We start from the raw sequence: 24,203 nt of genomic DNA on the forward strand, positions 1-24,203 counted from the left end.
ACGAGTAAATTATGCAGTCTTAATACATCAAAAAACTTATCTCTACCGATTTTAATTTCTTGTTCTATCAACTGATTTTTAAGTTCTTTATAGAGTTTTTTACCCCCAGTTCTGGAGCTTACTTTTTTACGATATTCTTTGACCATCGTAATTATTTTAGTGTCGTTTATAGCTTTGCATTGTTTTACTTTTTCTCTTTTGTAGAAGGCTTGTTTACTAATCCCAAAACATTGATAGAACCATTTTCTTTTAAAATGTTTTTCTTCTTTAGTTCTATCTCTTTTGCTAATGTTTTGGGTAACGACTTTTTTGACAAATCGACTCCAGTAATGATTTCCATATCAGCAATAATATCTTGCTGAAATTCCTTTACAAACTCCAATTCTTCAATACGTTCCTTTAGTTTTTTAATCTCATCTAATTTACTCATACCAGTATTTTGTTGGAATAAAGTACTATATTTTTTGATCCAATACCCAATTGTAGTTCTAGGAACATCATATTTTTTGGAAGCAAAGTTTGTGGAAATCTGTCCATTCTGAATTTGGTCAACGAAGAATAATTTGAGTTCTAAAGTTACTTTTTCATAGCTTTTTTTTTCGCCAGTGTTCTTTTTGTGTTTTCATAAGTGACTATAATTAAATGTTTAATTTTTAGTCAACCTATTTTAGGACGCTTCATCGTTTTTATGTGCCCTAACGTTGTTGTATAAGCTTTGTTGCGTTGTTTAAGCAGTGAATTTAGTAAATAAAATACGAACGGCGAAATTCCGGAGGAATTTCCTAAGTGAGCCAAAACCAGCAATAAAGTTTATACGGTGTTCTACGTAGTTTTTTCTTCATTTTGAATTAAATCCTCAACTTTTTTAATTTCGCAACCACTTACAAAAATTCGAGTTCTCCAATCATTTATTCCGCCATAAGGAATTTTGTCAGTAGAATATTCCACTTCTCTTTTTTCAAGTTCAGATATTATTCTCTCAATTTCTTCTTTTTCTTTATAAATTCCGATTTGATTTAGTTTTGCGTGTTCGTCCGCCTTAATTTCTTTCAAAGCATATTTTACAGCATCTTTTTCCGTTGAGAAATATTTAATAGTCGTTTTTACTACACGTTCGATAAAATACCACTGATAAATTCCACCATTATTTTTAAGTCCACAACCTTCGTAAATGAAATTTCCATTTATACTATATTCGTTCATAGGATAACAATTGTCTTTCAACCATTTCTCCAATTCTAATTCTGTTTCAAATTCGGTTTCACTTTTTCTTTTTTTAAAATCTAAAATTTTAAATTTAAGAACAATTTTCGTTGGTTTGGTCAAATTGCGTAGAACTCGTTATATAGTAACTTTTACTATTCATATCCGTAAAATTATCTAGATATAGTGTCATTATATATTACTGTTATCCTGTAAAGATAATTTATTTATTGAATTATCTAAAAATTCGTTTAGATACAAACTAAAAGTTTCAAACAAAAAAAACTCGTAACAATTACGTTACGAGTTTCTTTAAAATATTTGATTAAGAATTTTATAAATCCTTAAAACTGCTCTCTTCCAGAAAAGTGAAAATTTCCTTCAATTTGTGCATTTTCATCAGAATCAGAACCATGTACAGCATTTTCTCCCATAGAAGTTGCGTATAATTTTCTAATAGTTCCTTCAGCAGCATCCGCAGGGTTTGTAGCACCAATTAAGGTTCTAAAATCTTCTACAGCATTTTCTTTTTCTAAGATTGCAGCCACAATTGGTCCACGTGTCATAAATTCTACTAACTCACCAAAAAACGGACGCTCATTATGTACAGCATAAAAAGTTTCTGCATCTGCTTGTGTCATTTGAGTTTTCTTTAAAGCTACAATTCTAAATCCAGCAGCGTTAATTTTGTCTAAAATTGCTCCAGTATGTCCGTTTTCTACAGCATCTGGTTTCAGCATTGTAAATGTTCTATTTGTTGCCATTCTATTTTTTATATTTTTGCAAAAGTACATTATTTAATGTTAATTGCAAGTTAAGGGCAAACTTGTGTGAATTCTTGTTGTAATTTATTGTTTTTACCTAACATTTCTAGGGCGATTTCTTTTTTCTTAAAAATGAATTTTATAAGTCTAAAACTACATTTTGTAATATGTGTTTGTCCGTTTTTTTAGAGGAAATTATTGTAGGGATTTATAAGTTGGCTATAAGTAAAGTAATTGATGTTATTGTGGTAAGTTTCATTAGAAGATGCCCAATATTCTAAATAAAAACAACTAAAAGGTAGATTCCAATTGTTAAATTTTAAGACTAAATGGGTTTATTTTAACAGAAATGTAAAAGAAAATATATTTTGAACAATGTTATTAAATTGTATCTTCGCATCTTATGATTTTAAAAGGATTTGAAGAGTTAAAGAGCTTTCTTGACACATCGAGAAATATTGTAATTATAGGGCATAGAAATCCAGATGGAGATGCTATGGGATCTACATTAGCTTTAAAACATTATTTAGATAAAAAAGGACACAATGCAACTGTTGTTGTGCCCAATGAATATCCAGAATTTCTACATTGGTTGCCTGGTTCAAAAACCACATATCGTTTCGATTGGCAAAATAATCAATCTCAAAAAGCAATTAATGCATCAGATCTTATTTTTCTTTTAGATTTTAATACATTACATAGAGTAGGTTCTGATATGCAAAAAACGTTAGAAAAATATCCCAACGATTTTGCTATGATAGACCATCATCAACAACCAGATGATGTAAAATATATGTATTCAGATGTTACTATTTGCTCTACAAGCCAAATGGTGTATCAATTTATAGAAATGAATGCCGATTTAGATTTAATTGATGCAGACATTGCTACTTGTTTATATACCGGTATCATGACAGATACGGGGTCTTTTCGCTTTAGATCTACCACAAGTACTACGCACAGAATTATTGCAGCTTTAATAGATAAAGGTGCAAAAAATGATAAAATACATAATAATGTATATGATGCTAATTCTTATAATAGATTGTTGTTATTAGGGCAAGCATTAAGTAATTTACAAATTTTACCAACGTACAATACAGCGTATATTACATTGTCTTCGGAAGAAAAAAAGAGATTCGATTTTCAGAAAGGAGATACAGAAGGTGTTGTAAACTATGCACTTTCTTTAAAAGGAATTATTTTTGCCGCAATTTTTATAGAAGATAGTGAGCAAGGAATGGTTAAAATTTCTTTCCGTTCTAAAGGTGCTTTTTCTGTAAATCAGTTTTCTAGAAATCATTTTTCTGGAGGCGGACATGATAATGCAGCAGGAGGAAGGTCTGATGCTTCCATGGCAGAGACCGTGACCAAATTTGTTAGTTTATTACCACAATATCAAAAAGAATTAGAAGCATCTTATGAAAATTAAAATTTTAGTTCTTACGTTAATTTTATGTTTAGGCTGTTCTAAAATAGCACCTAGAAGACCTATTAATCCTAAGAATTCTACAACTATATTAAAAGAAACCATTAATGAATCTATAAAGCTAAACGCTTTAGAAGAGGCTAAGGTTTTAGATATTATTAAAAAAGATTCTACAAAAACGTTTCAAGTTTCTCCTAATGGATTTTGGTATGCCTATATTAACAAAGTAGCAGAAAACGCTCCAACTCCACAAGTAGGAGATATTGCAACAATAACGTATAATGTGGCTGATTTGCAAGGTAATATAATCTATAGTGAGGCAGAATTAGGTACAAAAGAATACAGAGTAGATAAAGAAGATTTTATTTCTGCACTTCAAGTAGGAATAAAGTTGATGAAAGTTGGAGAAACCATTACATTTGTCATTCCGTCTTATAGTGCTTATGGCATTTCTGGAGATGGAAATAAAATAGGAATTAATCAATCAATTAAGAGTACAGTAACATTAATCAATATAAATAAGTAAAAATGAAAGTAGTAAAAAGTGTTTTAGCATTAGCAGTTGTTGCATCTATGGTATCTTGTGATAACCAAGTAAAAGAAGTAAAATCTTTAGAAACAGAAATAGATTCTGTTAGTTATGCAATTGGGTTAAGTATGTCTGGTCAATTAAAAACAGGTTTCGATGAAGTAAATAAAGATATTCTTACACAGGCTATTAGAAATGGTTTAGATTCTACTAATTTATTAATAGACATTAAAGATATTCAGTCTGTAATAAGCCCATATTTTCAAAAGAAACAAGCAGCAGAAATGAAAGAGCAGCAAGAAAAAGCAGCTAATGAAGCAGAAGCTAAGTTTGGAGAAAATAAAAAAGCAGGAATTGACTTTTTAGCAGAAAACAAAACAAAAGAAGGAGTAATTACTACAGATAGTGGTTTACAATACATTGTTTTAAAAGAAGGTAACGGAGACAAGCCAGAAGGACCAACTACTAAAGTTAAAGTTCATTATCATGGAACGAACATAGAAGGTAAAGTATTTGATAGCTCTGTAGAAAGAGGTACACCAGCAGAATTTGGATTAAACCAAGTAATTAAAGGTTGGACAGAAGGTGTACAATTAATGAGTGTTGGTTCTAAATACAAATTTTTTATTCCTCAAGAATTAGCTTACGGAGCACAACAAAAAGGTGCAGATATTAAGCCTTTTTCTACATTAATTTTTGAAGTAGAATTATTAGAAATTACAAAATAATATCCTGAATGAAGAATTTAAAATACTTAATAGCATTTGTTGTTTTATTAACTGCATGTAGCACTACACCAGAAAAGTACAAAGGACTTGATGATGGAGTTTATGCTGAAATTTTAACCAATAAAGGAGAAATTTTAGTAAAATTATATGCAGAAGATGTACCAATGACAGTTGCTAATTTTGTTTCTCTTGTAGAAGGAACAAATAGTAAGTTAGTAGATTCTTTAAAAGGTAAAGACTTTTATGAAGGTGTTATTTTTCATAGAGTGGTAGATAATTTTGTAATTCAGGGTGGTGGTTTTACAGCTAAAGGAAGAAAAGATGCAGGTTATGTTTTTGGTGATGAATTTCCAAAAAGTGAAGATGGAGATTTAATGTACAGACATGATGATAAAGGGATTCTTTCTATGGCAAATGCAGGACCAACAACCAATAATACTCAGTTTTTTATTACTCATAAACCAATTCCGCATTTAGATGGTAAACACGCTGTATTTGGTAAAACAATAATAAACACACTTCAATTAAAAGAATTAAAAAGTAAAATTAAAGATTCTTTACAGTTAAATAGAGCAATAGATTCTACAAGAATGTCTGTTGTAAATAGTATCGTACAAAAAGATACTATTTTATCTGTAAAGATTCTTAAACTAGGTACTGAAGCAAATAATTTTAATGCTGCAGAAGTTTTTGATACCCAGTTAGGAGATTTTGAAAACTTAGAAAAAAATAAAAAGAAAGCAGAAGATGAAGTAGAAAAAGCAAGATATGCTAATTATTTAGTTGAAAAAGCAGCTTTTTTAGAAGAAATGGATGAAGCGAAAGCAAAGAAAACATCTTCTGGACTTCGAATATTAAAACTAAAGAAAACTTCTGGTAAAAAAATAGTAGACAACAAACCTTTGTCTATTAATTATACATTGTATACTGCAGATGGGCAAAAGATTCAATCTACAGCAGAAACTAGTAGTACGCCTTTTGTATGTCAGTTAAATGATGTTCAAAGACCTATGATTGCTGGTTTTAAAGAAGGTGTATTAACCATGAATGAAGGTGAAAAAGTACGTTTATTTATACCTTACTATTTAGGGTATGGTGAAGAAAAATACGGACCTTTCCCTGCAAAATCTGATTTAGTTTTTGAAGTTGAAGTTTTAAAAATAGGAAAATAATTAGATGGAAGATATTATACATTTAGATAAAAATCTATTAATTTTCTTAAACAGTTTAGGGAGTGAGCAATGGGATCCGTTTTGGTTGGTAATTACCAATCAACTTTATTGGAGCCCATTGTTTATTCTTATTTTTTATTTAACCATTAAAGCTTATGGTTGGAAACAGGGTGGATTTATGATTTTTTCCATGATTTTATTGGTTGCATTTTCAGACCAATTTACCAACTTAATTAAAAATAATGTCCAACGTTTAAGACCTAATAACGATCCAGAAATAAAACACTTATTAAGAACTTTAATTACTCCTCAGAGTTATAGTTTTACCTCTGGTCATTCTTCTACATCAACTTTTTTCTCTGTTTTTGTAGTGTTACTTTTAAAAGATAAATACAAGTATATCTACTTTATCTTATTTTGGCCATTAATTTTCGCTTATAGTAGGTTGTATTTAGGTGTGCATTTTCCTATTGATATTATTGTAGGAGCCTTAGTTGGTATTACTCTTGCTTATATTTATTACTTCTTTTTTAAGAAGGTAGATAAAAAAATATTTAAATAAAATTAGACAAGATACTTACTTTATTTAGTGTTTTTTTCGATAATTATCGAAAAAAAGCCATGCAATAAATTCTTCAATTTAAAATATTAGAAACCAGTTTTGTAAATGCATAATTAGTGGTGTAATTAAGTTATTATAACTTTTTTCACGCACTAATTTTTGTTTTTAATAAAAAAAATGTAATCAAAATACATTTAAACTTTAGAAGTAGCAATTTTTTTTAATTACAGATCTTAAACTAAAAAAAGAGGCTATAATTGGTGCTCTTCAGAAATAAAATATTTGCTAGAAAGTAGTTGGTAATTCAGTGTTTTCTACAACATTATTAAGATTTAAAGACGCATGAAAATTTATTTTAGAAATATTAAAAATAAACTTGCGTTTTTAGAATTAAAAAGGATGATAAAAAGTAGATTTTAAGTAAATTTGCAGTTAACAAACCCGGAAAAAAATAATATGAAAATATCATACAATTGGTTACAACAATTTTTGCAGATAGATTGGGAGCCTGTTAAAACAGGAGAATTGTTAACTGATTTAGGATTAGAGGTGGAAGGAATTGAAACCAAAGAATCTATAAAAGGAAGTTTAAAAGGAATTGTTGTTGGTAAGGTTTTAACTTGTATACAGCATCCTAACGCAGATCGTTTAAAAATAACTACAGTAGATTTAGGTCTAGAAAATCCCGTACAAATTGTTTGTGGAGCGCCTAACGTTGCTGCAGGACAAAAAGTGCCAGTTGCAACTATTGGAACTACTTTATATGATGATAAAGGTGACGGCTTTAAAATAAAAAAAGGGAAGATTAGGGGAGAAGAAAGTCATGGAATGATTTGTGCCGAAGACGAATTAGGTTTAGGTAAAGGTCATGACGGAATTTTAGTGTTAGATGATAACCTAAAAGAAGGAACGCCTGCTGCAGAAGTTTTTAAAATAGAAACAGATTATGTTTTTGAGATAGGGTTAACCCCAAATAGGTCTGATGCAATGAGCCATTTTGGTGTAGCTAGAGACTTAAGAGCAGGTTTAATTCAAAAAGATCTTAAATTAGAATTGATATCTCCTTCTGTAAGTAATTTTCATGTAGATGAAAGAACGTTGCGTATAGATGTAGAAGTAGAAAATAAAGAATCAACTCCACGTTATTGTGGTATCACTATTACAGATATAGAAGTAAAAGATTCGCCAGAATGGATTCAAAATAGGTTAAAGGCTATTGGCATAATACCTAAAAACAATATTGTAGATATTACAAATTATGTTTTACATGAACTTGGGCAACCTTTGCATGCGTTTGATGCTCAGAAAATAAAAGGAAATAAAATACTTGTAAAAACATTAGAAGCCGGTACTAAGTTTACCACTTTAGATGAAGTTGAAAGAGAATTATCTGCCGAAGATATTATGATTTGTGATGGAGATTCTAATCCTCTTTGCATTGCAGGTGTTTTTGGAGGTTTACATTCTGGAGTTACAGACCATACAACATCTATATTTTTAGAAAGTGCTTACTTTAATCCTGTTAGTGTTCGTAAAACAGCCAAAAGACATGCTTTAAATACAGATGCATCTTTCCGTTTTGAACGTGGAATAGATATTAATACAACAGAATATGCTTTAAAAAGAGCAGCTTTATTAATTGAAGAATATGCAGGTGGTAAATTAGCTTCAGATATTTCTGACTTTTATCCTGTTAGAATAGAAGATTTTCAAGTCTTTTTGTCTTACGATAACGTGTATCGTTTAATTGGTCAAGAGATTCCAAAAGAAACCATTAAAAATATTTTAGCTTCATTAGAAATTAAAATAAATAGTGAAACAAATGGTGGTCTTGGCTTAACAATACCTTCTTATAGAACAGATGTACAGCGTGAAGCAGATATTATTGAAGAAATTTTAAGAGTATATGGTTACAATAATATTGAGTTTTCTCACAAACTAAATACATCTATTTCTTATGATTCTAATAAAGAAACAAAGATAGAAAACGTTATTGCAAACCAATTAAGTGCTTTAGGTTTTAATGAAACGATGGCAAATTCTTTAACAAAGCCAGAGTATACTGCTTTGTCTGAGAATATTAATGAAGAAGCAAATGTAGAAATGTTAAATCCGTTAAGCAACGATTTAAAAGTGCTACGTCAGTCTTTATTATTTAGTGGTTTAGAGTCTGTAAGTTATAATATTAACAGAAAAAATAATTCATTACAATTCTTTGAATTTGGTAAAACGTATCATAAATACGCAGATAAATATGAAGAAAATAAACACTTAACGCTTTTTGTTACTGGTAACAGATCTAAAGAAAGCTGGAGTGTTGCTAGTAAAACTACAGATTTCTTTTACTTAAAAGGTGTTATAACGTCATTATTAAGTAGGTTAGGTATAGATAAAATAAAATCGTCTCCATCTAAACAAGATATTTTTTCTGAAGGAATTTCTTTTGGTTTAGGAAAAATAAAATTAGTTGAATTTGGTGTAGTTAAAGCTTCTTTATTAAAAGAATTCGGAATTAAGCAAGAGGTTTTATTTGCAGACTTTAATTGGGATACTATTTTAAAATTAGTAGGTAATAAGAATGTTAAGGTAAGTGAATTATCTAAATTCCCTATTGTAAAACGAGATTTAGCCTTGTTATTAGACTCTAAAGTGTCTTTTAATGAAGTGTATAATTTAGCTTTTCAAGCGGAAAAAAGCATCTTAAAAGAAGTAGATTTATTTGATGTTTACGAAGGTGATAAATTACCAAAAGGAAAAAAATCGTATGCAGTTAGTTTCTTATTACAAGATGAAACAAAAACTTTAGCAGACAAACAAATAGATAAAATAATGCAAAAATTACAGCAATCTTTTGAGAAAAACTTAGAGGCTGTTTTAAGGTAATTTAAAAATTTCTTTTATTAATTTTCATAAAAAAAACCATCTCAATTGAGATGGTTTTTTTATTCACTAATTCAAATAAGTACATCAAAAACAGTTTACAAAGTTGTTTTTAATAGCGCTCTTTCAAGCGAGTGCAAAAATAGTGTATTATATGATAATATGTTAATTAAATATGATTTTTATATTAATTTAATAAAAAAACGACTCTATACTGAGAATCGTTAAATTTTATTCGTTTTTTATGTAAAATTATAAGCATTTTTGCTAATTTATTATCAACTTAAAAATACTTATACCGCGTGTTTGTGTGCCTTGTAAGAAGAACGCACCAAAGCACCACTTTCTACAAACATAAAGCCCATTTCTAAACCTAGAGTTTCGTATTTTTTAAACTGATCTGGAGTTATAAATTCTTTAACAGGTAAATGTTTTTTTGTAGGTTGTAAATACTGACCAATAGTAATAATATCACAATTTACTGCACGTAAATCTTTCATGGTTTGTATAACCTCTTCTTCCTTTTCACCTAAACCTAGCATTAAACCAGTTTTAGTTCGCATTCCGTTTTCTTTTAAGTATTTTAAAACACCTAAACTTCTATCGTATTTTGCTTGTATTCTAACTTCACGAGTCAACCTTCTAACAGTTTCCATATTATGAGAAACTACTTCTGGGTGTACTTCTATAACTCTATCAATCTGTTTTGTGTTTCCCTGAAAATCTGGAATTAAAGTTTCTAAAGTTGTATTTGGGTTTGCTCTACGAATTGCATCCACAGTTTCTGCCCAAATAATAGAACCACCATCTTTTAAATCGTCTCTATCTACAGAAGTAATTACAGCATGTTTTATACTCATTAATTTTATAGAACGTGCTACTTTTTCTGGTTCATCCCATTCTACAGTATCTGGTCTTCCGGTTTTTACACCACAAAAACCACAAGAACGAGTACAGGTATTTCCTAAAATCATAAATGTTGCAGTTCCTTCTCCCCAACATTCTCCCATGTTAGGACAGCTACCACTGGTACAAATAGTATTTAGTTTATATTTATCTACCAAAGTTCTTAGTTCAGTGTATTTTTTACCAACCGGTAATTTTACACGTAACCATTTTGGTTTTTTAAGTTTTTCTGGAAGTATTACGGATTCTATTGCCATTTTATCTCTAAATTAAAAAGCAAAGATACAAAGGAAAAAGTAAAAATGAATGGTTAAAACTTCTAAGTAATTAGTCTGTTTACTTTGAATAATTAAGGTATAGCCGTTTTTTTTTAAACCACCTGATATTCTAACTTTAAAGTTTTTAAAATCACAAAATATAGCTTTAAATATTAAAAATAAAATTAAAGAAATAACGATAGTTAACCTTAATTTTTTTCCCTTTTTTAGAAAGAAAAGTGTTTTTTTATGTAATAACTTAATAGACAAATTATAGCTATTTTCTAGACAAATAATAAAATGGATTTTATTATTTACAGCAAATATTTTTGTTAATTTAAGATTTCTTAATAATCTCTGCTAACAATTTTTTGGCTCGTAATAACTTTACCTTTACGTTGTTCATTGGTTCGTTAATTTGTACTGAAATTTCTTTGTAAGAAAGTTCTTGAAAATAACGCAACTGAATTACTTCTTGGTATTTAGGTTTTAATTGTTTGATATCTCTTAACAACTTCGCTAAATTTTGTTCTGTAATAATTTTATCTTCTGGTGTTGGACTTTCATCTACTACTAAATAAGCCTTTTCTTCTTGTTCTTTAGAGGTTTCTGTTGCAATAGATCTATTTTTCTTACGTAATAAATCTATATGAACATTCTTAGAAATGGTAATTAGCCACGTCTTAAAAGCATACTGATCATCAAAAGTATTAATTTTATCAAAAGCTTTAGAGAACGTTTGTATCGTAATGTCTTCTGCTTCGTTTTCGCTTTTTGTTCTTTTTAATTGATAATTATAAACAGCAGACCAATAGGTATCCAATAAGTATCTAAATGCAGATTGATTTCCACTTTTAGCTTTTGTAATATTAATAGTAAGTTTAGTATCGTCTATTTCCAATGATTTGGTTTTGACGACAAATTAGTGATAAATATCGAAAATTGAAATATTAGTAACCCAATTTCTAAAAAAGGCAATAAATAAATGATTCCAGGTTCTTTTAATTTTTTAGCAGAAAAACCAATAACAATAAATTGAACTATATAATACGTTAAAAATATTGCTAAAACAGGTTTCCAAGGATAAAAGACAAACAATGAAATTGCTAAAAGGTAAAACAATACTTTAGAAACAAAGAATAAACCTAAAAAGAATTTATGTTGTGTTTTGTAATGTTTGGCTGTAGAAATATGTCTTCTTTTTTGTCGAAACCATTCGGTAAAACTGGTAGGCGCAATAGATTCTGTAAAACTTTTTTTAGAGATGGAAAAAGTAGTGTTTTCTTTATTTGCAGCATCTTGAATAAACAAGTCATCATCGCCAGATCTTATGTGCATATGGTTTATAAAACCTTTTACATTAAAAAACTCAGATCTATGGTAGGCTAAGTTTCGGCCAACGGCCATATATGGAGATCCTAGTTTTGCATAACTAAAATATTGTATTGCAGTTAACAAAGTTTCGAAACGAACAAATAGATTTACAAATGATTTTTCTTTCTTATACTTTCCATATCCTATAACAATTGTTTTTTCTTCATGAAAGTTTTTAGCCATTTCAGAAATCCAAAGTTTAGATACAGGTTTACAATCTGCATCTGTAAATAAGAGGTGTTCATTTTTAGCCGCCTTTATACCTAAAGTTAAGGCATATTTTTTATTACCCCAAAAGGCTTCTATATTTTCTACATTAATCACTTTAATATTCGAATGCTCTTTTTTAAAAGATTCCATTACTTCTAATGTTTCGTCAGAAGAAGCATCATTTATTAAAACAAGTTCAAAATTTGAATAATCTTGATTTAAAATAGAAGGTAAGAAATCTTGTAAATTTTGAGCTTCATTTTTGGCACAGACAATTACAGTTATAGGAATATCTAAGTCAGTTTTTTTATCCTTTTTATTTTTAAATAAAAAAGAAGAAAAAAGAAGATAATAAATAATTTGTATTGCTGTAAATACTACAAAAGAGTAGAAGAGTACAGTTAATATCATTTAAAAACGAGAGTTAGTTATGTTCGGTGTCTTCGCAAGTATCAAATTGATCTGGGCTTTTTCCACAAAAACCACAAGATTCTCCTGATTTGTTTAACATTGGGTTTTGGCTTGCACAAGTACCTGCAAATTTACCATCTTTTTTTGCCCATATTTTTATAGCAATTCCTGCCACTGCAAGTGCTAATAAACCTAAAGTAAGAAATAATAATTTCATAATAAAAATTTGATCTACAAAGGTACAAATTCTTAAGCTTTCTTAAAAAACAATATGAGATATTTATAAAGTGACTTTTTAAAGTTAGATGTGTCAAAATTATGAATATAATTAACAAATTAAACATAGTATTATGGATACAACTACAGACTCTTTAAAAAATTTTTACAATTCAATATCTGCTGGTTTAGGAGATTGGGGACTTCAATTAATAGGAGCTCTTGCAGCTTTAATTATTGGCCTTTGGATTATTAGAATGATAATGAAAGGAATTTCTAAAGCATTTGAAAGAACAAAATTAGATGAAACTTTACAACCGTTTCTATTAACAACTATTGGTTTTCTTTTAAAGTTATTGTTAATTATCTCTATAGCAGGTATTGTTGGTTTGCCAATGGCTTCTTTTGCAGCTTTATTAGCAGGTGTTGGTTTGGCAATTGGTGCTGCTTTTAATGGTTCTTTAGGGCATATTGCATCTGGAATAATGTTACTTATTTTTAAACCTTTTAAGGTGGGCGATTTAATTAAAACAAACGGAGCCTTTGGTTTTGTAAAAGAAATTTCTGTTTTTGTAACGGTTATAGAAACGTTTCAAAATGAAACGGAGATTATACCAAATTCGGCAATTACTTCTAATAAAATTACCAACTTAACTAAAATAGGAAACTTACGTATAGACATGCCGTTTGCTATTAGATATGGTTCGGATATTGCAAAAGCAAAAGAGATTGTATTAGATGTTCTTAAAAAAGATAAAAATGTTTTGCAAATAGGAACAAATGTACCTAGAGTTGCTGTTAATAATTTAGGCCAAAATAGTGTTGAGTTATTGGCTTTACCGTATGCTAATTGCGAAAACTATTGGGATGTTTATTGGGACACAAGACAAGAAATTGTAGAAGCATTAGGGAATGCAGGTTACGAAGCTCCTTTACCGCAGCGTGTTGTAACGATGACAAAATAATTTATAATTACATATATTTAGAAAAGACTGTTTTAACAAGCAGTCTTTTTTTGTATGTTTACTTTTTTGATAAAATACTCTTTGAACGAACAAGATTTTATAACGCAATTAACAGCTGGAAAACAGTCTGCATTTAGTCAACTTTTAGATGATTATCAGCAGAAAGTTTTTGGTACCTGTATTTCTTTTATCCCAAATAAAGAAGATGCAGAAGATGTTGCGCAAGAAGTTTTTTTAGAAGTTTTTAAATCGATACATAAATTTAAAGGAGATTCTAAACTTTCTACTTGGATTTATAAGATAGCCACAAATAAGTGCTTAGAATTTATTAGAAAAAAAAATACGAAAAAGAGATTTGCATTTATGCAAACAATCTTAGGTAATGAAATTCCTTTAGATAAAACTAGTTATTTTACAGAGGTAAACCACCCGGGAATTTTATTAGAGAATAAAGAAAAATCAGCAATTATTTTTAAGGCGATAAATACCTTGCCAGAAGCGCAAAGAGTGGTTTTTACTTTGGCAAAGATTGATGATAAAAGCTATCAAGAAATTGTAGAAATTACAGGTAAAAGTTTATCATCTGTAGAGTCTTTAATGTTTAGAGCTAAGAAAAATTTACAAGTTAAATTAGAAAATTTTTATAAATTAGAAAACTAACGCAAGTTTTTAAGATTTCTAGCATCTAAATAAATAGTAATTGTTTTAAGAACAAATAAGTATGAAAAATAAAGAAGATATTAATCAGCAAGTAGCAGCTACTTTTAAAGCATTAGAAACGATAGAAAAAGTAGACGTAAATCATTTTTTTAAGCATAAAGTTCTGCAAAAACTAAATGAAGAAAAAGAAGTGAAGCAATCTATTTTTTCTTGGTTTACGCCGCAATTGCAATTGGCAACGGTAAGTATTGTGTTGTTGCTAAATTTCGGAACTATTTTCTATGCTTTTAATAATTTTCAAGAAAGTACAAGTACAACATCAGACATTGAACTTTTTGCACAAGATTATTCTTTACAAACGGATAATGATTCAATTTTAAATTAAAAGATATGAAATCAAAATTACTTCCTATTTTATTGTTTTTATTAATACTTTTAAATGGCGTATTAATTTTTATGTTGGTAACGAAACCTCATGAAAACCAAAGAGATCATCAGAAAAATAATTTCTTAACTACGCAATTAAATTTTACGGACTCTCAAGCTGAAAAATTTAAAGAATTAGATAAAACTCATAGAGATTTTATGAGAAGTTTAGAAGAAGAAACTAGAAAGCAAAAAGATATTTTATTTAATTCTTTTAATAAATCAGCTATTAATATAGATTCATTAACAAGTAAAATAGGTGTTTTATCAGCAAAAAAAGATGCAGAAGTTTATCGTTTTTTTAAAAGTGTAAGAACTTTGTGTACTGTTGAGCAAACAAAAAAGTTTGATAAAATTTTAAAAAGAGCTTTAAGAGCAGGAGAAGGCGCACCGCCAAGAGATGGTAGAAATCCTCCTCCAAGAAGAGAAGGTATGCCGCCACCTCCAAGATAAAATTTATTGATTTAATCAATTTAAAAAAAGCCTTATTATTTAGTTAATAAGGCTTTTTTGTTAAAGTAAAGTTAACGTACACAAGTTTTATAAATAAAGAACATCTAAAGTTAAAACAGAGAAGAAATCTCTAGTTTAAAAATATTAAAAACTTTAAATACTATATTTTATGAAACGTAACCACATTATTATAGCAGCATTATTTACTATTTCAACTCTAGTAATTTCTTGTAAATCATCATCAGAAGCAACAACAGAAAAAACAGTAAGATCAGAACAAAAGAGAGTCGGTGATCGTCCAAATTTAGAAACTATTTTCACACAAATGGATGCGAATAAAGATGGTAAAATATCTAAAAGTGAAGCAAAAGGACCTTTGTCTAAAAGTTTTTCTACTATAGACGCAAATGAAGATGGTTATATTTCTAAAGAGGAATTAAAGAAAGCACCAAAACCAAGTGGACAACAAAGACCAAGAAACTAAAAAAATAATAAAAGCTGATTAAATTAACGATAATGAGAAATTTTAGATACATATTTTTATCAACATTTATACTAACCAGTATTTTTTCGTGTACAAGTAATGATATTACAGAAGAAGTTAAAGAAGATGAGGAAATTATAGTAACAATAGACGACACTGATTTTGATGCTACCGATTGGACTCCCGAAACGCATAGTAAAGATGCTGATGCGAATTTTAACGAAGTCTTTGAAGATAATACTGTAAAAAGGTTAGATTTAGTAATAACAGCAGAACGCTGGCAAAATATGTTAGATGATATGGCCGTAAATTACGGAACCTTTAACGCTAGTTCTGGCGGACAAGGTGGTCCGGGAAGACCTGGTGGGCAACAACCAGGAGGAGGAGCTACAACTACAGATATAGATCCTATTTTTGTTCCTGGAGAAGTGTTTTATGAAGGTAAAGAATGGTATAGAGTTGGTTTGCGTTTTAAAGGGAATTCTAGTTTACAATCTAGTTGGCAAGCAGGTATTTTAAAATTATCATTCAAATTAGATTTTGATGAATTTGAAGATGAGTATCCACAAATAAAAAATCAACGTTTTTATGGGTTTAAAAAATTAAGTCTTAAAAATAATTACGATGACAAATCTATGTTAAGAGAAAAAGTAGCTACAGATGTGTTTAGAAATGCTGGTTTAGCAGCATCTCACACCGCTTTTTATACGGTTTATGTAGATTACGGAGATGGCCCACAATATTTTGGGTTGTATACCTTGGTAGAAGAAGTAGATGATACTGTTTTAGATACGCAATTTTCTTCGGATGAAGGAAATTTATACAAACCAGATGGAGATGCAGCTTCTTTTGCAAATGCTACTTTTGATGAAGATGAATATGTGAAGAAAAATAATGAGGATGAAGCAGATTTTTCTGATGTACAGAGTTTATTAACCATTTTACACGATGAAACTAGAACTACAGATGCGGCAACTTGGAGAGCAAGCTTAGAGGCTGTTTTTAATACAGATATCTTTTTAAAGTATTTGGCTGTAAACACTGTAGTACAAAACTGGGATACTTATGGTAGAATGACACATAATTATTTTATGTACAATGATCCTACAACAAGTAAATTAACTTGGATTCCTTGGGATAATAATGAAGCATTGCAAGAAGGTAAACAAGGCGGTTCTTTACCATTAGATTTCTCTGGATTAAATGCAGCACAATGGCCATTAATAGGTTATTTATATCAAGATGAAGTTTACAAAGCAAAATACGATGTGTATGTAAAAGAAGTAGTTGAAGGAGCATTTAATGAAACTACTATTCAAAATTTATACAGCACGTATGCTTCACTAATTGAAGAACATGCAACTTCAGAAATAAGTGGTTATACTTTTTTAAATAATAGTTCAGAATTTCAAACTGCTGTTAACCAGTTAAAAAGTCATGTTACAAGTAGAAAAACTGCTGTAGAAAATTATTTAGATTAATAAATTAAAAATTTGAGTTCGATTGATTGAAGGCTTCGTAAGAAATTGCGAAGCTTTTTTCTTATAAAATATTAAACGCAAGTTTTATCAAAAAAAAAACATCTAAACTTTTATAAACTTATTAAAATGATAAAGAAATATTTTATTGCAATACTAGTAAGCGGTTTGTTTGTTAGTTGTAAAAGTCAAAAAAATAAAGAGACTCACGCTCATAGTCATGATGAAAATGTGGAAGTACATGTGCATGAAAAAAATAATTATTTTGATTCGTATAGTTTAGTAGATAAAACTTACGGAACAAAAACAATTGTTACTGTAAAAGCATCGGAACGTAAAATGGTAACAAATGCTTTACCAAACCATAAAACTGGCGAGTTCCCAAATTCTGGAAACCCGAATACAATTTCTGCACAAAATAGAACGTATACATTTCCAATAAATCCAAAGTATACAGGAAAATCTACTTGGGTTAGAGAACCAGGAGTTGCTTTAAATGGTGTTAAGTTTGAACCAGGAACTGCAGAAGTTGTAGTTTGTGAAACTGGCGAAAATTATAGAGTTGAAGCTTTACAAGCTTTAATAGACTTAGGTTTAGATTATAATCATGCGCATGTACAACCAACAGGCGCATATCATTATCATGGTAAACCTACTTCTGTTATTGAGAAATTTGATACTGGCAAAGATTTAGTCCATATTGGTTTTGCACACGATGGTTTTCCTATGTATTATTCTAAAAACGGAAAGTATAAACCAAGTTTTAAATTATTAGACGGCACAAGAGAAGGAGAAGATTGTGCTTATACAAACCCAAAAGAAACGATAGATATTTCTGTTGGTGGGCATCATGATGGAACTTTTGGTGCTGACTTCGAATATGTAGCAAATTCAGGAGATTTAGATGAATGTAATGGAATTACAATTAACGGAAAATATATGTATTTGGTAACAAATGAATTTCCTTATGTCAGTAGATGTTTAATGGGAGAAGTTACTCAGCAAGAGCGTAAAGGACCATCAAGAGATCAACAACAAGGAGGGAAACCAAGTTTTGACGAAATTTTAAAAATGATGGATACTAATAAGGATAGTAAAGTAAGTAAAGCCGAAGCAAAAGGACCTCTAAGTGAAAATTTTGATCGTATAGATAAAAATAAGGATGGCTTTTTAACCAAAGAAGAATTAGGAAATGTAGGGCAAAGACAAGGACAAAGAGTGCCTAAACACAATTAATTTAAATAAAACGCAAGTTTTGTTTTAATTAAGCATCTAAATATAAAACACTAAAAAACCATTAAAAAATGAAAAATCAATTTATTAAAATCACAGTACTTTTAGCAATACTTTTTACAGGAATCGTTTCTTGTAGCTCAGATGATGAAGTTGTAGGAGAAGAAGAACAAGAAGAAACAACAGGAACATTACATAATGCCTTTGCAGATTTTGATGAAAACGAAACAACAATTTATCTTTCAGGATCAAATGTAGTAATAGAAACTACAGGTTTACCAAATCACAAAACTCCTTATTGGAGCGAAAGTCACCCATTATATATAGCACCAACAGTTACAAGTGAAGCTCAAATGACACCAACTAGAATTGATACTTCTAACAGAGATAATTCAAGTACTTTAACGGTCTCTCAAAATGCTAGTTTAGCAAGTGCAACAACAGCAACACAATTAGGTGCAATTGGTATTGCTGTAAGTGGTGCTTATCTTTATAATGATCAAGAAGGAAATGGTGCTTTAGATGCTGCAGCAGGAAGTTTAGATTATTCGGGTGCACATATTGGCCCAACAGATTATCACTATCATTTAGAGCCTTTAGCTTTTTCTGATGACGATGATAAATTAAATGGTATTATTTCTGATGGTTTTTTTATCTATGGAAGAAAATGTAACTCAACAGGAACATATCCAACAGATTTAGATACTTCTGGCGGTCATACAAGTACAACACAACATACAACAACAGCAGAATATCATTATCATATTATTAACGAATTATATACAACAACAGGAAGATATCTTGTTTTTCCTGGCCCATATAAAGGAACACCTAATGCAATTAGATAAATATATTTTTTTAGTATTTATATGTGTTTTTGGTAGTTGTAAAAATCAAACTACCAAAAACATATCTATTATAAATACTAAAGAGATTGTAAACATTTTGATACCTAAAGAGCAAGTAAAATTGAATCCTTTAAAAGGACAATGGTTTTATAAAGACCAACCTTTTAATGGCTATGCTATTACTTATAATAAGAATGAAGTTTTATCTGAAAAAACTGGTTTTTTTAATGGAAAAAGGCAAGGGGAAATGTTTAAATATTTTGATGATGGAACTATAAAAATGGAAGCACATTATGTTCAAAATAAATTGCATGGTTTAAAGTTGCATTATTTTAAGAATGGAAATATTTATTTAGAGTCTAATTATGTAAACGGAAAAAAACATGGAATTCAAAAAACATGGTTTATAAACGGGCAATTAGCGAAACGGAAAAATTTAACAGACGGAAAAGAAAATGGTTTGCAACAAGCTTGGTTGCAAAACGGGAAAATTTATATTAATTATGAAGCTAAAAACGGAAGAACTTTTGGCTTACAAAGAGCAAATTTATGTTACCAATTAAAAGATGAAAAAGTTGAAGAAAATAGTAAGTAGATTTTTTTTATTATTGATTATAGTAACCACAATCAGTTGTAAGAACACAAATAAAGAAACCGTTTTAAGTAGAGTAGATACTTTGCCTTATTATAATGAAGCATCTTTTACTCCAAAATGGATAGATGCTAATAGTGATGAATTAAAATCTTTTCACACCATTCCAGAATTTAGTTTAACAGATCAAAATGGAGAAAATATCACTCAAAAAACATTTGAAGGTAAAATTTATGTAACAGATTTTTTCTTTACAACTTGTCCGGGTATTTGCCCAATGATGACAAAAAACATGACACTTGTACAAGATGCTTTTAAAGATGATACTAGTGTTTTAATGTTATCTCATTCAGTAACTCCTTCTATCGATTCTGTAGCGCAATTAAAAAAATATGCCTTAGATAAAAATATTGGTAAAAATTGGCATTTGGTAACTGGTGATAAAAAAGAAATTTACGATTTAGGTAGAAAATCTTATTTTGTTGAAGAAGATTTAGGAGAACCAAAAGGAATTGATGATTTTTTACATACAGAAAACTTTATTCTTATCGATAGGAATAAACACATAAGAGGTATTTATAATGGGTTAAATAAAAATTCTGTAAAACAATTAATTGCTGATATTAAAACGCTACAAGTAGAGCAGTAATTTTTAAAAAAAAAGACACTATTTTAAAAAATATAGCTTGTCATTCGGAACTCGTTTCAGCATCTTAATCTATTGCTTTTTAGTATTTATAAGGGGCTGAAATAAATTAATATTGACAAAAATACTGCTTTTTGAGACAGTTTCTTTTTTATGCAATAATATTCACTTCAATTTCTAAAGCGATACCAAACTTTTTAAAGATGGTTTCTTTTATTTTTTCAGCAAGCTGATAAATTTCGTTTCCAGTAGCGTTTCCGTAATTTACCAATACAAGGGCTTGTTTTTCATGCACACCGTAATTACCAAAACGTTTTCCTTTAAAGCCAGCTTGTTCTATTAACCAACCAGCAGGCACTTTTACTTCAGAATCAGATATTTTATAGCTTGGTATCGTTGGGAAATCTTTTTGCAACTCTAAAAATTGCGTAGTTGCAATTACAGGGTTTTTAAAAAAACTACCACTGTTACCTATTTCCTTCGGATCTGGAAGCTTCGATTTTCTAATAGCAATTACAGCATCAGAAATATCTTTTAAAGTGGGTTTTATAATATTTTTAGATGTTAATTCTGTATTAATAGCACCATAAGAAGAGTTTAAGTTATGGTCTTTTTTAGTCAGTTTAAAACTAACCGAAGTAATAATATATTTTCCTTTTACTTCATTTTTAAAAATAGAATTCCTGTAGCCAAAATTACAGTCCTCATTAGAAAACGGAACCAATCTACCAGTTTCAATATCTAATGCTTCCACTTTTGTAATGGTGTCTTTTACTTCCACACCATAAGCACCAATATTCTGAATAGGGCAGGTGCCCACATTCCCCGGAATCAAAGACAAGTTTTCTATTCCGCCATAATTTTCAGAAACGCACCACAACACAAATTCATGCCAATTTTCGCCAGCATTTACGGTAATATAAGCAGCATTTTCATTTTCATTGTCAATAGAAATACCTTTAATATCTATATGTACTACTAGTTTTTCAATATCTTTTGTCAGTAACATATTACTTCCTCCAGAAATTAAAAAAAGGTCTTTTTCAACCTTTAAAAGTTGTTGTAATTGATAGACAGAATCAATAGAAATAAAACGTTTAGCATATACAGAAATGCCAAATGTATTGTAATTTTTTAAGGATGTATTTTCTTGAATATTCACAATTAATATTTATGTTGCTTTAAACGGAATTCTTTGTTAACGAAGCGGTATTCTATGTTTTTCCTTTAAATTCACTCTTTAAAACCTTTACAAGAGCAATTATTGTTGGTAAAACTTAAAGAAAGTCCATGAAGACTTTCTTTAAGTTTACTAAAACCAGTAATTAATTATACTAGTTAGTGTAAAACCTTTTTATTTTTTCCATTTTTTAACAAAGTTTTCTCCTTCGCCAATTAAAGTAAAACTTGTGTTTTCTTTTCCTCGTCCAATTTTTAATACTTTCTTAAGACCACTATCGAAATTTAAGCTTACAGATTTGTCATTCAGCTCAAATTTTCCTTTTAGATTTTCTCCATCTCCATCTCCATTTTCAAATAAAAATGTTCCGTTCTCAAAAAAAGTTACTTTTCTAACCGCATAATGTGGCGTAGACCAGTTTCCTATTAGTTCTTTATTTGTGTAAGTTTTAAGATCATAATTCTTTTTTATGGTCAAATCATTCATTTTAGAATACCCTTTCTGTTCTCCATCTTTAAGTAGTTTTAAAAAAACTCCCATTGATTCCTTTGTTTCTCCTATTAAGTTATTCTCAATGATATACTTCCATTCACCACTTTTAAATACATAATGATATCCTCCACTAGTTCCTTGTTGTTCAACTTTTCCGTCATAAAGAACAAGGTCTGGTTTGTTAGAAGTAGATCTTGGCTTATCCCAAGAAGTGTATCTTAAATCTCCATTTTTAAGGTTGTCTACTTTAATAGAGAACTTTTCATTTTCACAATGAATAACGTTGTTCTTAACTTCTGCATTAAGTGCTAATACTTGCTCACTTACTTCAAGCTCTGTAGTTTTAGATTCCAGGTTCTTTTCTTGCTGAGTTAACTCAGTTTCTTTTTGATTCTGATTATTTTCTTTTTCAGAATTTTTACACGAAAAAATGCTAATTAATAGCACTAAACTTAAAATATTTCTCATTGTTTGTTAATTTTATCAAATGTTTTACAACCATTTGTGTATGGTTAGTGGCGGATTCCTCTGTATTTAACTTTCTCTTTAGCGCTTGACTTAATACATGCTAAAGTGTTAAAATTAAGACTAAAACCGCCATTAACGATACTTTTTATTGTAAGCCTATTCTGTTTAAGATAAATCTAAATCAGCAGGGTTTATACCTAATGCTTTTGCAATTCCAATTCCATAATTAGGGTCTGCTTTGTAGCAATTACCAATATGTCTTTCTTGAATAAATTTTTCTGCACCACCAACTTGACGTGCTGTATTCTCAAATAAAACTTGTTGTTGTTCTGCAGTCATCATTCTAAATAAATTTCCTGGTTGCGTATAATAATCATCATCTTCTCTATGATCATAATGAAAAGCTTCACCATCTAAAGGACTTGCAGGTTCTGCAAACTCTTTGCTTTCTGCCCATTGCCCATAACTATTTGGCTCATAATGTATGGTAGATCCTTCATTGCCATCTACACGCATTGCTCCATCTCTATGTGCGTTGTGAAACGGACATTTTGGTTTATTTACAGGAATTTGATAATGATTAACACCTAATCTATAACGTTGTGCATCTCCGTAAGAGAACAAACGACCTTGTAACATTTTATCTGGAGAAAAACCAATTCCGGGAACCACATTAGCAGGGTTAAATGCTACTTGCTCTACATCTGCAAAGTAATTTTCTGGATTTCTATTCAATTCCATAACACCAACATCCATTAATGGATAGTCTTCATGAGGCCATACTTTTGTAAGATCAAAAGGATTGAAGCGATAGTTTTTAGCATCTGCTTCTGGCATTATTTGTATTTTTAAATTCCATTTTGGAAAATCTCCATTTTCAATAGAATCAAATAAATCTCGTTGATTACTTTCTCTGTCTTTACCAACAATAGCTTCTGCTTCTGCATCTGTTAAATTTTGAATTCCCTGTGCAGTTTTAAAATGAAACTTTACCCAAGAGCGTTCATTAGCAGCATTTAAAAAACTAAAGGTGTGGCTTCCATAACCATTCATATGTCTAAATGATTTTGGAATTCCCCTTTCACTCATTGTAATTGTAACTTGATGCAGCGCCTCAGGTAATAAAGTCCAAAAATCCCAATTATGGTTTGCACTTCTTAAATTTGTTTTAGGGTCACGTTTTACAGCTTTATTAAGGTCTGGAAATTTATATGGATCCTTTAGGAAGAAAACTGGCGTATTATTTCCAGCTAAATCCCAATTTCCTTCTTCTGTATAAAATTTCATGGCAAAACCTCTAATATCTCTTTCTGCATCTGCAGCACCTCTTTCTCCGGCAACTGTAGAAAAACGGGCAAACATTTCTGTTTTTTTACCAATTTCAGAAAATATTTTTGCCTTTGTATATTTGGTAATATCATGTGTAACAGTGAATGATCCAAAGGCTCCAGAACCTTTAGCATGCATTCTTCTTTCCGGAATTACTTCCCTGTCAAAATGAGCTAATTTTTCTAGAAACCAATAATCTTCTAACAGCATAGGACCTCTTTTTCCGGCAGTTTTTACATTCTGATTTTCTGCAATAGGTCTTCCTGAGACAGAAGTTAGTTTTTTCTTTTCATCTTTCATAATAGTTA

The 24,203-nt window shown here is 29.7% G+C and carries 26 protein-coding genes; 16 read left to right on the forward strand and 10 right to left on the reverse strand.

Annotated elements, in window-relative coordinates; translation table 11 throughout:
- Positions 1–184: 184 nt before the first annotated feature.
- The 3 genes from GQS58_RS17165 to GQS58_RS07635 form a co-directional block, all read right to left on the reverse strand.
- A complete protein-coding gene (locus GQS58_RS17165) occupies positions 185–430 on the reverse strand; it encodes a hypothetical protein (RefSeq protein WP_240914581.1) in 246 nt (81 codons plus the stop codon).
- A 392-nt stretch (positions 431–822) separates the two neighbouring features.
- Positions 823–1,326 carry a hypothetical protein gene (locus GQS58_RS07630; protein WP_166384508.1) on the reverse strand — a complete coding sequence of 168 codons (504 nt, stop codon included), beginning with the start codon at positions 1,324–1,326 and terminating at the stop codon, positions 823–825.
- Positions 1,327–1,547: 221 nt separating this feature from the next.
- Positions 1,548–1,967 (reverse strand): nucleoside-diphosphate kinase, encoded by a 420-nt coding sequence (locus tag GQS58_RS07635; protein ID WP_166384510.1) that lies wholly within the window; start codon positions 1,965–1,967, stop codon positions 1,548–1,550.
- A gap of 403 nt (positions 1,968–2,370) precedes the next feature.
- Here GQS58_RS07635 and GQS58_RS07640 point away from each other — a divergent pair, with 403 nt between their 5' ends.
- The 6 genes from GQS58_RS07640 to pheT all read left to right on the forward strand — a co-directional run bounded on the left by GQS58_RS07640 (position 2,371) and on the right by pheT (position 9,270).
- Positions 2,371–3,399, forward strand: coding sequence for a DHH family phosphoesterase (locus GQS58_RS07640; RefSeq protein WP_166384512.1), 1,029 nt, complete (start codon positions 2,371–2,373; stop codon positions 3,397–3,399).
- Complete coding sequence (gene gldI / locus GQS58_RS07645) at positions 3,389–3,922, forward strand: gliding motility-associated peptidyl-prolyl isomerase GldI (protein ID WP_166384514.1); 534 nt, start codon at positions 3,389–3,391, stop codon at positions 3,920–3,922. The genes GQS58_RS07640 and gldI overlap by 11 nt, the downstream gene beginning before the upstream one ends.
- Before the next feature lie 2 nt (positions 3,923–3,924).
- Entirely contained in the window at positions 3,925–4,653 is a 729-nt protein-coding gene (locus tag GQS58_RS07650; RefSeq protein WP_166384516.1) for an FKBP-type peptidyl-prolyl cis-trans isomerase, read from the forward strand.
- An 8-nt stretch (positions 4,654–4,661) separates the two neighbouring features.
- Positions 4,662–5,825, forward strand: coding sequence for a peptidylprolyl isomerase (locus GQS58_RS07655; protein WP_166384518.1), 1,164 nt, complete (start codon positions 4,662–4,664; stop codon positions 5,823–5,825).
- Positions 5,826–5,829: 4 nt separating this feature from the next.
- On the forward strand, positions 5,830–6,387 hold the full coding sequence (locus GQS58_RS07660; RefSeq protein WP_166384520.1) for a phosphatase PAP2 family protein: 558 nt from the start codon (positions 5,830–5,832) through the stop codon (positions 6,385–6,387).
- Positions 6,388–6,843: 456 nt separating this feature from the next.
- Positions 6,844–9,270 (forward strand): phenylalanine--tRNA ligase subunit beta, encoded by a 2,427-nt coding sequence (pheT, locus tag GQS58_RS07665; protein WP_166384522.1) that lies wholly within the window; start codon positions 6,844–6,846, stop codon positions 9,268–9,270.
- Between the two features lie 290 nt (positions 9,271–9,560).
- Here the strand turns inward: pheT and lipA are convergent, their stop codons facing one another.
- The 4 genes from lipA to GQS58_RS07685 form a co-directional block, all read right to left on the reverse strand.
- Positions 9,561–10,430, reverse strand: coding sequence for a lipoyl synthase (gene lipA / locus GQS58_RS07670; protein WP_166384524.1), 870 nt, complete (start codon positions 10,428–10,430; stop codon positions 9,561–9,563).
- 337 nt (positions 10,431–10,767) lie between these two features.
- Positions 10,768–11,331: an RNA polymerase sigma factor gene (locus tag GQS58_RS07675; RefSeq protein WP_166384526.1), complete on the reverse strand. Its 564-nt coding sequence runs from the start codon at positions 11,329–11,331 to the stop codon at positions 10,768–10,770.
- Positions 11,322–12,425 (reverse strand): glycosyltransferase, encoded by a 1,104-nt coding sequence (locus GQS58_RS07680; RefSeq protein ID WP_205860405.1) that lies wholly within the window; start codon positions 12,423–12,425, stop codon positions 11,322–11,324. Before GQS58_RS07680 ends, GQS58_RS07675 begins: the two co-directional genes overlap by 10 nt.
- A 13-nt stretch (positions 12,426–12,438) precedes the next feature.
- The gene (locus GQS58_RS07685; protein ID WP_166384528.1) at positions 12,439–12,642 is read right to left on the reverse strand and encodes a membrane or secreted protein; all 204 of its coding nucleotides are present in this window, start codon (positions 12,640–12,642) and stop codon (positions 12,439–12,441) included.
- A 133-nt stretch (positions 12,643–12,775) separates the two neighbouring features.
- On the opposite strand from GQS58_RS07685, the gene GQS58_RS07690 reads away from it, so the two are divergent.
- The 10 genes from GQS58_RS07690 (at position 12,776) to GQS58_RS07735 (ending at position 20,429) form a co-directional block, all read left to right on the forward strand.
- A complete protein-coding gene (locus GQS58_RS07690) occupies positions 12,776–13,606 on the forward strand; it encodes a mechanosensitive ion channel family protein (protein ID WP_166384530.1) in 831 nt (276 codons plus the stop codon).
- 81 nt (positions 13,607–13,687) lie between these two features.
- A complete protein-coding gene (locus GQS58_RS07695; RefSeq protein WP_166384532.1) occupies positions 13,688–14,266 on the forward strand; it encodes an RNA polymerase sigma factor in 579 nt (192 codons plus the stop codon).
- A gap of 61 nt (positions 14,267–14,327) precedes the next feature.
- Positions 14,328–14,651, forward strand: a complete 324-nt coding sequence (locus GQS58_RS07700; protein ID WP_166384534.1) for a hypothetical protein — start codon at positions 14,328–14,330, stop codon at positions 14,649–14,651.
- Between the two features lie 5 nt (positions 14,652–14,656).
- The gene (locus GQS58_RS07705; RefSeq protein ID WP_166384536.1) at positions 14,657–15,145 is read left to right on the forward strand and encodes a hypothetical protein; all 489 of its coding nucleotides are present in this window, start codon (positions 14,657–14,659) and stop codon (positions 15,143–15,145) included.
- Positions 15,146–15,314: 169 nt separating this feature from the next.
- On the forward strand, positions 15,315–15,629 hold the full coding sequence (locus GQS58_RS07710) for an EF-hand domain-containing protein (protein WP_166384538.1): 315 nt from the start codon (positions 15,315–15,317) through the stop codon (positions 15,627–15,629).
- 32 nt (positions 15,630–15,661) lie between these two features.
- Positions 15,662–17,110, forward strand: coding sequence for a CotH kinase family protein (locus GQS58_RS07715; protein ID WP_166384540.1), 1,449 nt, complete (start codon positions 15,662–15,664; stop codon positions 17,108–17,110).
- Between the two features lie 126 nt (positions 17,111–17,236).
- On the forward strand, positions 17,237–18,343 hold the full coding sequence (locus GQS58_RS07720) for a YHYH protein (RefSeq protein WP_166384542.1): 1,107 nt from the start codon (positions 17,237–17,239) through the stop codon (positions 18,341–18,343).
- 68 nt (positions 18,344–18,411) lie between these two features.
- Entirely contained in the window at positions 18,412–19,188 is a 777-nt protein-coding gene (locus tag GQS58_RS07725) for a YHYH protein (RefSeq protein WP_166384544.1), read from the forward strand.
- Positions 19,175–19,783: a toxin-antitoxin system YwqK family antitoxin gene (locus tag GQS58_RS07730; protein ID WP_166384546.1), complete on the forward strand. Its 609-nt coding sequence runs from the start codon at positions 19,175–19,177 to the stop codon at positions 19,781–19,783. The genes GQS58_RS07725 and GQS58_RS07730 overlap by 14 nt, the downstream gene beginning before the upstream one ends.
- Positions 19,755–20,429, forward strand: coding sequence for an SCO family protein (locus GQS58_RS07735; RefSeq protein ID WP_166384548.1), 675 nt, complete (start codon positions 19,755–19,757; stop codon positions 20,427–20,429). Before GQS58_RS07730 ends, GQS58_RS07735 begins: the two co-directional genes overlap by 29 nt.
- Positions 20,430–20,577: 148 nt before the next feature.
- On the opposite strand, the gene murB is transcribed toward GQS58_RS07735, so the two are convergent.
- From murB to GQS58_RS07750, 3 genes are all read right to left on the reverse strand, one after another.
- On the reverse strand, positions 20,578–21,588 hold the full coding sequence (gene murB, locus GQS58_RS07740; RefSeq protein ID WP_166384550.1) for a UDP-N-acetylmuramate dehydrogenase: 1,011 nt from the start codon (positions 21,586–21,588) through the stop codon (positions 20,578–20,580).
- A gap of 192 nt (positions 21,589–21,780) precedes the next feature.
- Complete coding sequence (locus GQS58_RS07745) at positions 21,781–22,566, reverse strand: hypothetical protein (RefSeq protein ID WP_166384552.1); 786 nt, start codon at positions 22,564–22,566, stop codon at positions 21,781–21,783.
- A gap of 165 nt (positions 22,567–22,731) precedes the next feature.
- Complete coding sequence (locus GQS58_RS07750) at positions 22,732–24,195, reverse strand: catalase (RefSeq protein ID WP_166384554.1); 1,464 nt, start codon at positions 24,193–24,195, stop codon at positions 22,732–22,734.
- Between the last annotated feature and the right edge of the window lie 8 nt (positions 24,196–24,203).

Source organism: Polaribacter sp. 11A2H, from assembly GCF_011379025.1.
In the GTDB taxonomy this organism is placed as follows: domain Bacteria; phylum Bacteroidota; class Bacteroidia; order Flavobacteriales; family Flavobacteriaceae; genus Polaribacter.